Source organism: Niabella sp. ZPM-14, from assembly GCF_055693045.2.
The window spans coordinates 1,995,478-2,008,690 of record NZ_CM181148.1; the positions used below are offsets into that span (position 1 = coordinate 1,995,478).

The 13,213-nt window shown below is 48.6% G+C and carries 10 protein-coding genes and 2 riboswitches; of the genes, 6 read left to right on the top strand and 4 right to left on the bottom strand.

What is annotated here, in order from left to right; genetic code table 11:
* Positions 1-69 precede the first annotated feature (69 nt).
* The 4 genes from ACU37H_RS08520 to ACU37H_RS08535 all read right to left on the bottom strand — a co-directional run bounded on the left by ACU37H_RS08520 (position 70) and on the right by ACU37H_RS08535 (position 5,541).
* Positions 70-1,356, bottom strand: coding sequence for a voltage-gated chloride channel family protein (locus tag ACU37H_RS08520; RefSeq protein ID WP_472701951.1), 1,287 nt, complete (start codon positions 1,354-1,356; stop codon positions 70-72).
* Positions 1,357-1,386: 30 nt separating this feature from the next.
* A riboswitch (Fluoride riboswitch) is annotated at positions 1,387-1,460 on the bottom strand.
* A 326-nt stretch (positions 1,461-1,786) separates the two neighbouring features.
* On the bottom strand, positions 1,787-2,365 hold the full coding sequence (locus ACU37H_RS08525; protein WP_472701950.1) for a MarC family protein: 579 nt from the start codon (positions 2,363-2,365) through the stop codon (positions 1,787-1,789).
* Between the two features lie 120 nt (positions 2,366-2,485).
* On the bottom strand, positions 2,486-4,363 hold the full coding sequence (locus tag ACU37H_RS08530) for a TonB-dependent receptor plug domain-containing protein (protein WP_472701949.1): 1,878 nt from the start codon (positions 4,361-4,363) through the stop codon (positions 2,486-2,488).
* Positions 4,364-4,449: 86 nt separating this feature from the next.
* Positions 4,450-4,654: riboswitch (cobalamin riboswitch) on the bottom strand.
* An 89-nt stretch (positions 4,655-4,743) separates the two neighbouring features.
* Positions 4,744-5,541 (bottom strand): sulfite exporter TauE/SafE family protein, encoded by a 798-nt coding sequence (locus ACU37H_RS08535; protein ID WP_472701948.1) that lies wholly within the window; start codon positions 5,539-5,541, stop codon positions 4,744-4,746.
* Positions 5,542-5,682: 141 nt separating this feature from the next.
* Here ACU37H_RS08535 and ACU37H_RS08540 point away from each other — a divergent pair, with 141 nt between their 5' ends.
* The 6 genes from ACU37H_RS08540 (at position 5,683) to porN (ending at position 13,141) form a co-directional block, all read left to right on the top strand.
* Complete coding sequence (locus tag ACU37H_RS08540) at positions 5,683-7,011, top strand: APC family permease (protein WP_472701947.1); 1,329 nt, start codon at positions 5,683-5,685, stop codon at positions 7,009-7,011.
* A gap of 85 nt (positions 7,012-7,096) precedes the next feature.
* Positions 7,097-8,260 carry a trans-sulfuration enzyme family protein gene (locus ACU37H_RS08545; protein ID WP_472701946.1) on the top strand — a complete coding sequence of 388 codons (1,164 nt, stop codon included), beginning with the start codon at positions 7,097-7,099 and terminating at the stop codon, positions 8,258-8,260.
* A 231-nt stretch (positions 8,261-8,491) separates the two neighbouring features.
* A complete protein-coding gene (gene porK / locus ACU37H_RS08550; protein ID WP_472701945.1) occupies positions 8,492-9,709 on the top strand; it encodes a T9SS ring complex lipoprotein PorK/GldK in 1,218 nt (405 codons plus the stop codon).
* 33 nt (positions 9,710-9,742) lie between these two features.
* Positions 9,743-10,372: a GldL-related protein gene (locus ACU37H_RS08555; RefSeq protein ID WP_472701944.1), complete on the top strand. Its 630-nt coding sequence runs from the start codon at positions 9,743-9,745 to the stop codon at positions 10,370-10,372.
* Between the two features lie 60 nt (positions 10,373-10,432).
* Positions 10,433-11,944: a type IX secretion system motor protein PorM/GldM gene (gene porM / locus ACU37H_RS08560; RefSeq protein ID WP_472701943.1), complete on the top strand. Its 1,512-nt coding sequence runs from the start codon at positions 10,433-10,435 to the stop codon at positions 11,942-11,944.
* A gap of 144 nt (positions 11,945-12,088) precedes the next feature.
* A complete protein-coding gene (gene porN, locus ACU37H_RS08565; protein WP_472701942.1) occupies positions 12,089-13,141 on the top strand; it encodes a type IX secretion system ring subunit PorN/GldN in 1,053 nt (350 codons plus the stop codon).
* Positions 13,142-13,213 lie beyond the last annotated feature (72 nt).

Below are 13,213 nucleotides of genomic sequence, written 5' to 3' on the forward strand. Positions count from 1 at the left end.
GATCGTTCAAGGTCACCAGATAAAAGTGATCTATCGTGCGGCGGTCGATACCGTTTTTACATTCTTCCACTACAGATCCTGAAACGCTTTGCCTGCATCCCGTATTAACAGCCGGTTCTTTACTTCACCGATGATCTGACCCTTGTAAATACTGTTGTGGCCAGACATGAGATAGGCGATGACACAACTTAGGCCAACATAAACGCCGCATTCAGCTCCGAACAATTCTATTCCCATTAATGTACAAGCCAACGGCGTGTTAGTAGCACCCGCAAACACCGCCACAAAACCCATTCCGGCCAGCAGCGCCGCGGGCAAAGGCAATACCAATGACAGCGCGCTTCCGAGCGTAGCCCCAATAAAAAATAGTGGCGTCACCTCGCCCCCTTTAAAACCGGCCGCTAACGTGATCACCGTAAAAATGATCTTTAAGATAAATACCTCCGGATCTGAAGCCGCGGAAAACGCCTCGAGAATGCCCGGTATTCCCAAGCCTAAATACTTGTCGGTTCCCAACAGGTAGGTCAGTAAAATGATCAAGGCCCCTCCGACAACCGGCCTCATCGGCGCATAGGCAATCGTCCGTTTGAAAATATCGCTTGCCCGGTGCAGAAGCCGGCTGAATAGTGCGGCACACAAGCCAAAAATGATTCCCGCACTGACAATATATAAAAGAAGCACCGGCGAGAGATCCGGTACCCAGGGAATATGATAGTGGGTATGGCCCACGTTCCAAAGTTTTGTAACCAAATCGGCTAAAACAGATCCGGCAAAGGCAGGAAATATAGCGTTGTAGCGCATGCGCCCGATCAGGAATACTTCGAGCCCAAAAACCGCTCCCGCCAACGGCGTTCCGAATACGGACCCAAATCCCGCGGCTACCGATGCGATCAGGAGAATCTGCCGGTCTTCCGTTGTAAGCCTGAAGGGCCTCGTCAGTTGATCCGCGATAGAACCCGCCATTTGTATGGCTGTTCCCTCCCGGCCTGCAGAACCGCCAAACAAATGCGTGATAACCGTGCCGGCATACACGAACACCGACATCTTCAAAGGGATGATCTCGCGCGGATTTTGAATGGTTCGCAATATCTGGTTGTTGCCCGCCTCGACATTTTTACCATAACGATGATATACCCAACCTATAACAAAGCCCGCTACAGGCAGCAAAAACAGGATCCAGGGAGTGGCCTGGCGTATGGACGTCACCCATTTTAATGATTCAAGGAACAGTGCTGAAGCGGATCCGACGAGGATGCCGAGAATGCTGCAAATAATCAGCCATTTGCCGATATAGGGAAGACCCGGATATTTTGAAAAGAAAGCGTTACGAACGGAAGAAGTTTCTGAAGCAGACATAATGATCCTGATTAAAATGTTTTTATAAAAAATTAATCAGGCGTCATCAGCATCGCCGTGGGACGAGCGGTTGGGTAAGGAAGAACACCATTTCCTTTTGAGTCGCAAAGATAAGTGGTATGCAGGAATTATGATGATTCGTCTCCCCGAATCAAATAAATTTCATGCCCCCTGCCGATACGCGGGAAATATTTCCCCCAAAAATCCTGTCAGGCGGGCTTGTCCGAACGGTACGGGCGGGCCTGTCCGAACGGTACGGGCGGGCATTCCGGAGGAACCCGGCAGAGAACGCAATGCATTTTGCGGAAGACTTCTGATCCAACAGCTTTTTTACGAGCGCTTAAAATCTCTTTGAGATCCTTCCAGGCAGCAGACACGCAACATTATTGTGTATGGCTGCAGACATTTACCGTGTACCCGACGCTGCAAATCACTGCAAGAGTCCGGCCGCATTGGCTGCGAAGATCTTCACAGAGATTGCCAGCAGGATCACTCCGAAAAATTTACGAATGGCCGTCAAACCGCTGGGTCCGAGCAATCTTGAAATGCCGCTCAATGATTTTAAAACAATGTAAATAACCACCAGGTTCAGGAGAATAGCGATCAGGATGGTTTGCACTTTATAATTGGCCTTGAGCGACATGATGGTGGTCAATGTACCCGAGCCCGCAATCAGCGGAAAGGCCAGTGGCACTAATGTAGAGCCCTTCACATCATCGTCCGACTTGAAGAATTCAACGCCCAGGACCATTTCAAGACCCAAAATGAAGATCACTATAGACCCCGCCACGGCAAAGGATTTCACATCCAAACCGAGTATGTTCAAAATGGGATCACCCAAAAAAAGAAACAGGATCATCAACGCGCCGGCAATAAGCGTCACTCTCAGTTCCCTGATTCCTCCGGCCTTATTTTTTATAGAGATCAGGATGGGTACAGACCCGATGATATCAATGATCGCAAAAAGGGTAAATGCAACGGTCAGAATGCCTTTGTAGCTGAAGTCCATAGTATCGGTTTGGTTTATCGACAATCAAAATACCGCTACGAATATATACCATTGTTTTCGCTCACGCGATGCCGACACACTCGAAATCTGATTTGACACAAACCCCGGTCTCACTGTCCGTTATAACTTCAGCCTCAATCCTACCGTAAGAGAACGCCCCAGCACATCATAGCCATAGACCTCGTAATAATCAGCATCGAGCAAATTGGTCAGCTGGGCGAAAGTGCTCACCCGTTGTCCGAGAAAACGGTATTCAGCGTACAGATCCCACAGGCTGTAGGCTTCAAGAGGCACGTTTAACTGGCGGTACGGCGGCGCGGATTCAAAATACAAGTCGCTTCTTTTTCCAAAATGCTGGAAGTTGGTACTTACATATAAGGCGTTGGTGACCTGGTAGCCCAGGTTGGCGCCGAAGATATGTTTCGGCCTTTTGAACAGATTGTTATAGGTGGTATCGCCCGCCGCTGAAGCAGTCGTTACTTTTCCTTCCGTAAAGGTATAAAACAGCTTCAGCCGGATATCATCAGTGAGACGCCATGCAGATTCCACTTCCAGGCCATGATCCTTTTGACGATTGTAATTAACATATCCCTGGCTTTGATAGGTGATGATATTTTTGGTATTGCGCGCAAATCCGACTACCCGGATATCCAGTTTTTCGTCAAGTGTGGTGTATTGCACTCCTCCGTCCAGGGTACGGGAGGTTTCCGGCTGAAGATCGGGGTTGGCGCCAAAAGCACCATACAGCTCTGATAAGGCAGGCGCTCTGAAGGCCGTTCCGTAGTTGATAAAGAGCTTGATCTGCCGGTTGATGGAATAGGATGGGCTGAAAGAATACGTGAAGTTGTTGCCATACCGGGAATGGTGATTCCAACGCGCTCCGGCTTCTATGTTCAGCCCCTTCCAGTTGCGGAGGAAAAGAGAAAGATAAGGGCTGATCATTTGCGTGCTGGTGTCAGCAGTTTCCGGATTAGGATTTTGCATTGTGATGTCATCATACCTGATGCCTGCTAATGTCTGGAAATGCGGATGCCAGTCGATGTTGCTGAACAGCTCCGCAGTTTTCTTATTACCTTTATAAGACTTGACGAATCCTTCAGGATACTGCCGTTCCACGTCATCAAAAGAAAATATCCCGTTTATACTGGCTTTGTCAAAGCGATACCGCGCCTGCGTTCCGGCTGAAAGCAATTCGGATAAAAACCGGTTTTGACCGCCCACAAAAGCATCGTTGGCAAAACTACTTTTAAAATAAGCGTAGCGGAAGAAGGGCTGCACATGGAACCGATCGGTCACTGCGCCATCGATATCCAAGCTGACAGCGTTTCTCAGCATGCCATTTCTCGGGAAGTCCTGTGTTCCCAACGTATCTTTTGCTTCTGCAATGCCTCCCGTTTCATCGTGCATGAAAGATATATTGTAAGAAGATTTGTCAACGCTTCCGCTGAGGCCTGCATGCGCCTTCAATGTGTTATAGCGCCCGTAGCTTAGTCCGCCATACAGGTTTGCCGGCTTGCCCGCGCCTTTTTTCGTAATGATATTGATCACACCGGCCAGCGCGTCTGTTCCATACAGCGTGCTCTGGGCGCCTTTTAATACTTCTATTCTTTCGATTGCATCCACCGGAAACATTCTCAGATCGTAGGCACCACCCACGCCGGTAGGATCATTGACCGGTACTCCGTTGACGAGGATGACGGTGTAGGCATTGGACGCGCCACGCAGGTAGACGCTCTTATCCTTACCTGGATTGGTGTTAGCCCCGTTGATGATCAGGCCTGCCTGTTCGTTGAGCAACTGCGCCAGGTCTTTTCCGCCGGCCTTCTCGAGTTGTGCACTGGTAATGATGGTTACCACCTTGCCTGTTTCGCTGACATCTTTGGGAAACCGGGTTGCCGTTACGGTCACTTTTTCTAATTGCTCATCAGCAGTTGTGTTTTGCGCTTCAACGAAGCCATAAGCCATTAAGGCGGTCATGGCCAGAATACATTTTTTCACTTTGACTGTTTTTGGTGATGGCAGGGAGAACGGGGAAGTATATAACGCACGGCGGTTACATCTTCACACTTTTCACCCGAAAGCCTGAATAATAGTTGATGTTGGCAGGTCTTCTGGCTCAGGGTTTACTTTGATGCCTTCCCGCCTGCGGAGTGCAGGCAGTGGCTCGTCTCAAAGCTGCTCTTCCATGAAGAGGCCCTTTACAGCTACGGGGATAGCGCCGGTCTTTCACCGGACTTCCCTTTTAATCCGCTGCCCGGTGGCAGCGAAACCAAAATCGCCGCAAAAGTAGTGAAATATGCCCATGTTGAATGATTGGACCTCAGAGGTTTTTGACACCTGCGAGGTTCGACAATGATTACCGCGCGTGGGGCGTGCTTTTATTTTACCAGCCCGGTCACTTCATGAAAAATAATGTAGAGACCCATGAGCAACACAAACCAGCCAAATCCCCGCTTTAACGTTGCGCCGTCCAGGTTGCGGCCAACAAAAGCGCCGAGCAGGATCCCGGCGACGGATATGGCAGTTATTTTCAACAGCAAGCTCCAGTCCATTTGATGATGCGTGACGTCGTCTGCAAAACCGATGAGACTATTGATGGTAATGATCACGAGCGAAGTCCCGATAGCGGTCTTTACAGGCAATCGCAATAAAATCACCAGGGCAGGGATCAGCAAAAATCCGCCCCCGGCGCCCAGCAAGCCAGTCACCAGGCCCACGCCCGCTCCATAACCTGCAATCCTGAACAGTCCTGCAGGTTTTAGAGGCTGAGCCGCTGCTTTGAGAGCACTGTCTTTGATCATGGAAAAGGAAGAACCGATCATCAGGACGGAGAAAAGTATCATGGTGAGAAATGAAACCGGAACCACCGTCCCCAGGATCACCAGCTCGCGCGGCAGATGTGGTATCACATAGTGCCGGATACAAAACACGGTGACGACCGATATCATTCCAAATACCACTACCGTTTTAAAATCGACCTGCTTCCGGACGAGGCTATGAAAAGAGCCGACGAGACTGGTAACGCCGACAATAAAAAGAGAATAAGAAGTGGCCAACACCGGAGCGACACCAAACAAATACACCAAAATGGGCACGGTCAAAATTGAGCCTCCTCCTCCGATAAGTCCAAGAGATAAACCAATGAGCAAAGCAGCCATGTATCCAACAATCTCCATAATCTGAATTGATGCAACGGTGCAAATATCTCATAAAATCCGAAAGCGCGCCCAACGGTCCGCTCGAGAGAAAATAAAAATGTCGCCGGTTCCCTTTCCCGTGAGGAATGCAAAGACCTTTTTCTTTATCTTCCAACTTGAATGAAAAAACAACTCGGACTGTTTGATCTTACCATGATCACCGTAAGCTTTGTGATCGGCATGGGCATCTTTCGCGCACCTGTCAACGTGGCTGCGGCCACTCCGGATATCACCACCTATTTTCTTTGCTGGCTCGCGGGAGGGATTGTTGCTTTTTGCGGTGCATTGACCTATGCGGAGATCGGATCGCGCATGCCCGCGACCGGTGGCTATTACAAAGTTTTTTCTTTCACTTATCATCCTTCAGTGGCATTTGCCATTAACTGTATTATTCTCGTGAGCAATGCCGCTTCCCTGGCTATGGTGGCTATTGTTGGCGGCGAATACATTGCCGGCATCCTTTTTCCTTCGGCTACCCATGTGCAAACAGTAGAAGTAGCCTTGGCGCTGACGGCGATCGTTATTTTTTATGGCGTCAACATGCTTGGATTGAAGATGAGTTCCAAAACACAGAACGTTTTAATGCTGATCAAGATCGGACTGGTCGCGCTGCTGATCGGCTCCATCTTTTTTGCGGAAGCCGCACCAGCGAGCGCTGCTGTATCCGATGCCGCCGACACGCCGTTTATGGATCATGTAAAGGCATTTGGCATCGGCCTGGTGGCCGTCAGTTTCACCTTTGGTGGTTATCAGCAAACCATCAATTTTGGAGAAGAAGTGAAAAACCCGGCGCGTACCATACCCCGAAGTATTTTTGCCGGCATCTTCATCATCGTTGCCCTATACCTGCTGGTCAATTATGCTTACGTGCGCGTCATCGGCTTTGAAGAGCTGAAGACGAGTAAGAATATCGCCGCCATCATGGCTTCAAAAGTGTTGGGAGCGAAAGCCGAAGCGGTCTTGTCGGTGTTATTGTTCTTAGGTGTGTTGGGTTATATCAACGGATCACTGCTGAGCAACCCCCGCGTGATGTATGCGATGAGCATTGATAAAGTATTACCTGCCGCCTTTGCCAAACGCAATCAGCAAGGGGTGCTTATCACGTCATTAAGCGGCTTTTCAGGCATCGCGGCATTGGTGGTGTTTTGGGCTGAAGAGTTTGACCGGATCCTGAGCTTTTCTATTTTCCTGGATTGCTTTGGTATGGCACTTTCTGCAGCCAGCATATTCGTCATCAGGAAAAGAACGACGCATCTTAGCGGGCCGGGCGTTTTTCGTATGAAGCTGTATCCCCTGTTACCGCTCATTTTTATCGCAGCGTATCTTTTTTTGGCAATCAGCATCTTAATGGATTATGATAAAAACCATTACGCCGGTCTAATAGGATTGGCTGTATTGGCATTCTTTACGGGGATCTATTTTTTGTTTATCCGTAAAAGAAAAGGATAGTAATTGATGGGGATGCCAATTGACTTGCAGGGCCTCCAGTCCAAACAATATTCCACAACATTCAACTATATTCAACAATACCAATATGGACCTATCATCGATTATCACTGAATTAGGCGAAGACCGCAACCGGTATTTTAATGCCGTATCACCTCCCATCTGGCAAACCAGCAATTTTTCTTTTGACAGCGTAGAGCAATTCAGTCATGCGTTTGAAGACGAGCGTAATGAATATATTTATAGCCGGGGCATCAATCCGACGACGGACATCCTGAGAGAAAAACTTGCCGCTTTGGATGGCGCTGAGGATTGCCTCCTTTTCAACAGTGGCGCAGCAGCGATCTTTGCAGGAATATTTACCCAGCTAAAAGCGGGTGATCATATCGTTTCTGTGAAGAACCCCTACAGCTCTGCCAAAAAAATGTTTGATGCCATCCTTCCGAGGTTCAACGTGAGCGTGACCTACGTTGATGGTAAAACCATTGAAGACTGGACCGCCGCGACAAAAGACAATACGACTTTATATTATCTCGAATCCCCCAATAGCTGGACCTATGAATTGCAACCTTTGCAGGAAATCGCTGATTTTGCCAGGCAGAAAGGAATCGTAACCTTTATTGATAATACTTACTGCACGCCGATTTACCAGAATGTGATTTCGATGGGGATTGATATTGCCATGCAAACGGCAACAAAATATATTGGCGGGCACAGCGATACCCTCGGCGGGGTGCTCTGCGGCAGCAAGGCGATGATGAAAAAAATATTTGACACGGAATTCATGACCATCGGAAGCGGCCTGCAACCTTTCAATGGCTGGCTGCTCCTGCGCGGACTGAGAACGCTGCCCATGCGACTCGAACGCATCCGCCAGACCACCGCGCAACTGGTTCACTTTTTAGATCAGCATGAACAGATCGAAACCATCATTTTCCCTTTTCATCCTTCCTTCGATCAGCACGAGCTGGCCAAAAAGCAAATGAAGGCAGCGCTGGGTTTGGTGACGATCACGATCAAAGATCCCACGCGCAAAGGCATTATCCGGTTTTGTGAAAGCCTCAAACATTTTTTGATGGCGGTCAGCTGGGGCGGCCATGAAAGCCTGGTGATCCCCCGTTGTGCCTTCATCCCCGAGCATGCCTACCAGGAAGACCAGGAGCATCACCGGCATATCCGTCTTTATTTCGGACTGGAAGATGCTGACTATTTACAAGCGGATCTGGCTCAGGCTTTAAGCCAGTTTGACTAGCGTCTGCAGAAAGCAGCGGCGTATTGTATGAATGGATAATCAATGCTTTATAGTTGATTCGTCCTCTCAAATAATGCTTTCGTCCTTGAACCGATATTATAGGCAGCAGGGGTTCCTTCCAAGCTGATGGGGCACTTATCTTTGTGCAAGAAAGACACTTTGGTATGTCTTTTGCTCGAAAATTAGTTTTGGCTGATTTTAAACCTCATCTAATAAACACGGTTCATTAATATGAATAAAATCATTGCTGTTGTATTTATTGTACTCCTGGCCACCTTTAATGCCGACGCTCAAAAAGGACAAAGACTCAAAAAATTAGTAGGTAAAAAGTCCGCTATCTCTTCCACACTGCCTTTATCAGTTATTGAAATTCCCACCGGTACCTTTGTTATGGGGGATCAGTCAGATACTTCTTCTGTTCTGAAAAGAGAACAATCCAAACCTGTACTGATCAGCGGATTTTATATGTCGCAGACAGAGATCACCAATGCGCAATACAAGGAGTTTGTATACTGGGTGCGTGATTCGATAGCCGCACGGTTGCTGGGTGGAGAATATGTAACGATCGTTGCGGGCGACACGGCCGTCAACTGGGACCGGGCTTCTAAGATCAATTACTCAGACCCCGCGATCATGAATGGTCTTGGCGACATGTTGCTCGATCCTTCTAAAACGATCAATAACAAAAGGACCATCGACCCGCAGAAACTGGTTTATTTACTTCAAGGTTTCAACTACCAGGAAGCGGCGAAACGAGAGAACCGCAACCGGGCACCCAGCGAGTTCATTTATAAATATGCGGTGCCCATCTATCCCGACACGTTGTGCTGGATGAGAGATTTCGGCTATTCCAATAATGAGCAGATGGCCGTGGGTTATTTTGCCAGCCCCAAATACCAGAATTATCCTGTTGTTGGCGTCAGCTGGAACCAGGCCAATGCTTTTTGTGATTGGATGACCAAACAGAAGATCAATTCCTATCAGAATAAAAATAACCTGGCGCGGGGCGGTAAGTGTCGCCTCCCTACCGAGGCCGAATGGGCTTATGCGGCCAGCCTGAATAAAGCCAACAACCCCGACCAACCGGTCAACACCGACGCTGATGCAGACGGCATCCCCGATATGAATGCGCAAGGCAGGATCTTTCCTGTATATGTCAACCAGCGCAAAAAAGGCGAAGCCGGATTATATAATATGAGCGACAACGTTTCCGAATGGATGATCACTTCTTATTACGAAGGAGGTGAAAACTTTCAAAACCGGTTCAACCCTGATATACAATTCGGAACCTCTCAATCCCAATCCAAATTTCAACGACGCAAAGTATTGAGAGGCGGTAGCTGGAAGGATGCGCCTTCCCTGATCACTACGGCCAACCGGTCGTATGAAGACATGGACGCCACCCATTCCTATATTGGTTTTCGCGTGGTGGTCAACCTACCGGAATAATTATCAAACCTCAAAAAATCAAAAAAGACCTATATGCAGGCAGAAAAAAACTCGAACATTCAGCGCTATCTGAACATCTTCTTCTCGTTAGGTGCAGTACCTGTCTTATTGGGTGCTTTATTTAAACTGACCAATACCGCGCCCGTCGGCGACCCTGACACCTGGCTTAAATTCGGGATGTATACAGAAGCCCTGGTGTTCCTGATCTACGCATTGATGTATGCCTTTAAACCCGAAGCCTTGGACGATGCTACAACCGTAGCGGTTGTCGAAACGCCTGCGGTTGCCAGGACCTCCCGGACCGGCAGCGCGCTTGCATCCATGGATGAAATGTTGCAGGCGGCAGACATTACTCCTGAATCGCTGAATAAATTAAGTGAAGGATTTAAAACCCTTGAGACCAATATCAACCGGATCAGCAGCGCCTCTAACAGCGTGGTGGAAACTGAAGAATATGCTAAGCAGGTAAAAGAAGCCACTTTATCCATTCATCGCGTGAATACCTACTATAACAAGCTGGCAGAAACCTCTCACGCGTTGATCAACAGCGCCGAAGATGCGAAGGCGACACAGAGAGAGATGGCTGAGCTGGCGCAGAACCTGGCCAAACTCAACCAGATGTACAGCAGCATAATCTCGGCCATGCAAATGAAAGGTGGGTAATCAGCCTTCCTATCCGTTTAGATCGACATTTAATTCGACATTTAAAATCCTACATTCCAAATGGCTTTACCTAAAGAGCCCCGTCAGAAGATGATCAATGTGATGTATTTGGTGCTGACAGCATTGCTGGCACTGAATATATCAAGCGAGGTATTGAATGCTTTCAGAACTATGGATAAAAGCTTTTCTAATGCCAACGCCACGATCGATAAAAAAACGCAGACCATCTTTGCTTCACTGGAACAAAAGATCAACGATCCCAAAACCAGAGACCTGGCCGCCATCTGGAAACCAAAGGCAGACAGGGCAAAGCAGTTGTCTGATGAAATGGTGCAATATATCGACAACATTAAAACACAGATACAAAACGAAGCCGGTGGCGCTAACGGCGGACATTTCAACGAAAAGAATACGAACGCCGCCACCAAGATCCTGGTAGATGGAACAGCGGGAGCCACCTTATTCAATAAACTGACCGATTATAAAAAAAGTTTGCTGGGCATTGATGCGAAGATCAACAGCCAGTTCCAGAACAGCCTGCCGCTCGATCTGAGCATGCCTGAAGTGCAAAACAAAAGTAACAACACCTGGGAAGCCGCTTATTTCAGAAGAACGCCTGCGATCGCGGCGATTACCCTTCTTTCGAAGTTTCAAAGTGATATTAAAAATGCTGAAGCACAGGTGGTAGAATATTGCCACAACCAGATCGGGGAAGTACAAGTAGTGTACGACGAATTTCAGGCGCTGGCCACCGCCAATGCGCAATTCCTGCTTCCGGGCAGCGAATTCACCATTACCGCCGGTGTGGGAGCGTTCAGCAAAAATGCAAAGCCTACCGTTACGATCGACGGAACACCGGTTCCTTTGAATGCAAACGGACTGGCGGAATATAAAACAACGGCAGGTGGCCCCGGGACCTACACACGCAAGGTGAATATCTCCTTCGTGAAACCCGACGGCACTACCGCGACACTTACAAAAGATATTACATACGTGGTGGCCTCTCCTACAGGCCTGACGGTGAGCGCGGACGCTGTAAAAGTATTATACATCGGGCTTGAAAACCCGGTATCTGTGGGTGGGGGCAGTGGCACCAACGCCAGCAACCTCCGCGTTTCCATCAGCCAGGGATCTATTTCCGGAAGCAAAGGACGGTACGTTGCGAAAGTGACCACGCCCGGGATCGCGAAAATTACGGTGAACGACGGAAAACAAAATACCACTTTTGATTTCCGTGTCAAATCCGTTCCCGCGCCAACCGCGATGGTGGGCAACAGCAAAGGAGGCCGCATGAGTGTGAACTCCTTTAAAGCGCAGGCCGGTGTTCGTGCCGAACTGGAAAACTTTGTATTTGAAGGCGTGAAGTTCACGGTGTCAAGCTACACCATGACCTTTACCGGTGCGGGATATCCTGAATTCATGCACAAATCCGTAAGCGGTAACTCGTTCAATTCTGTACGTTCGCTGATCGAAAGGGCCAGACCAGGCGCGACGATTACAATTGATGAGATCAAAGCAGCAGGGCCGGGTGGTATGCGCACCTTGCCGCCGATAGCATTTAACCTTTACTAATTAATATATAGTTTTGGTTTAATATTTGAGGCATTACAAGGCATATTTGAAAGTACTGCTTGAACAAAATAAAAATGTTAAACGGTTGATTTTGATGGATTAGCCACCCGCTGACCAAAGAATCGCTATAAAAAATATAAACGAATGAAGTTTCTTTTTTACTGTACGCTACTTTTTTCATTGCTGCTCAGTAGCGGGGTGATGGCTCAGCGCGCACCGCGCAGTGCATATGACACCCCTGCTCCGTCCAAAAGAACGAACACGCCTCCCGAAAGCAACACGGGAAGAACCAACCAGGGCGACACGGTTCCCGCTCAGGGCGGCGAAGGCGGCGATTATAACAGCGGCATGCCTGAAGCGAACTTACCCCTCGAAGTCATTGAAGACGATGGAGAGGGCGGCTTGTATGGCACCAGTCGCCGCTCGTTAAGAAAAGACAATATTTTAGCAGACGATAATACTGACAGCACAGCAACACCTCTTCCCTACACGCCGCTGTATTCTGCTGATGCCTTGTACCGTGTAAGAGTATGGCGCACTATTGATGCCCGCACCGATCAGAACGCGCGGTATTTCTACAACAAAGCAATTGAAGGAGAAGATAACAAACGACTGATCAACATCATGCTCAAAGCGATTAAAGAAGACAGTGTGCAGGCCTTCAGTAACATTGATGACCGGTTCACCACACCTATCAGCTTCGAAGAAGCCTTGCAGGGTTTTGGTGGCGGCATGGATACATCGGCGCGCTATGATATGGAAGGAAACATTGCCGGCTACCAGGTGAGAAGCCGCGCAGTATCTCCCGACTCCATCTACAAGTTCCGGTTGAAGGAAGAATGGTTGTTTAACAAACGCGACGGAAAAACCTATGTAAGGATCCTGGGTATCGCACCGGTGACCAGCTATACGACTTCAGACGGATATACCATGGAAAACAGCGAGCATGCGGTTTTCTGGATCTATTATCCCGACCTGAGGAAGGTATTGGTAAGAAACAATATCAGCAATCCGCTCAACCTGGGTGGCTATGTAACCTGGGAAGAAGTGTTTGAAAACAGGCTGTTTGAAAGCCGCATTCAAAAGTCCACGCTGGATGCAGAGAACGGGTTTAAGAATACGCCGTTAACAGCAGAACAGGCGGAGATCACGCAACGGCAACTCAACAACCTGAGTGCGCAGGGATGGGCCCGCTAAATCTGTTGTTACCATCTGCGCGCGATGCATCCAGCCCAAAGAGAGGCACATTATTTGCGGCATCGTGAGGCG

What these genes read in the sequence shown, in the direction of transcription:
- ACU37H_RS08520 (WP_472701951.1), bottom strand. Translation starts at nt 1,356, where the DNA reads ATGTCTGCTTCAGAAACTTCTTCCGTTCGTAACGCTTTCTTTTCAAAA.
- ACU37H_RS08545 (WP_472701946.1), top strand. Translation starts at nt 7,097, where the DNA reads ATGGACCTATCATCGATTATCACTGAATTAGGCGAAGACCGCAACCGG.
- ACU37H_RS08540 (WP_472701947.1), top strand. Translation starts at nt 5,683, where the DNA reads ATGAAAAAACAACTCGGACTGTTTGATCTTACCATGATCACCGTAAGC.
- ACU37H_RS08535 (WP_472701948.1), bottom strand. Translation starts at nt 5,541, where the DNA reads ATGGAGATTGTTGGATACATGGCTGCTTTGCTCATTGGTTTATCTCTT.
- porK (WP_472701945.1), top strand. Translation starts at nt 8,492, where the DNA reads ATGAATAAAATCATTGCTGTTGTATTTATTGTACTCCTGGCCACCTTT.
- porN (WP_472701942.1), top strand. Translation starts at nt 12,089, where the DNA reads ATGAAGTTTCTTTTTTACTGTACGCTACTTTTTTCATTGCTGCTCAGT.
- ACU37H_RS08555 (WP_472701944.1), top strand. Translation starts at nt 9,743, where the DNA reads ATGCAGGCAGAAAAAAACTCGAACATTCAGCGCTATCTGAACATCTTC.
- ACU37H_RS08525 (WP_472701950.1), bottom strand. Translation starts at nt 2,365, where the DNA reads ATGGACTTCAGCTACAAAGGCATTCTGACCGTTGCATTTACCCTTTTT.
- porM (WP_472701943.1), top strand. Translation starts at nt 10,433, where the DNA reads ATGGCTTTACCTAAAGAGCCCCGTCAGAAGATGATCAATGTGATGTAT.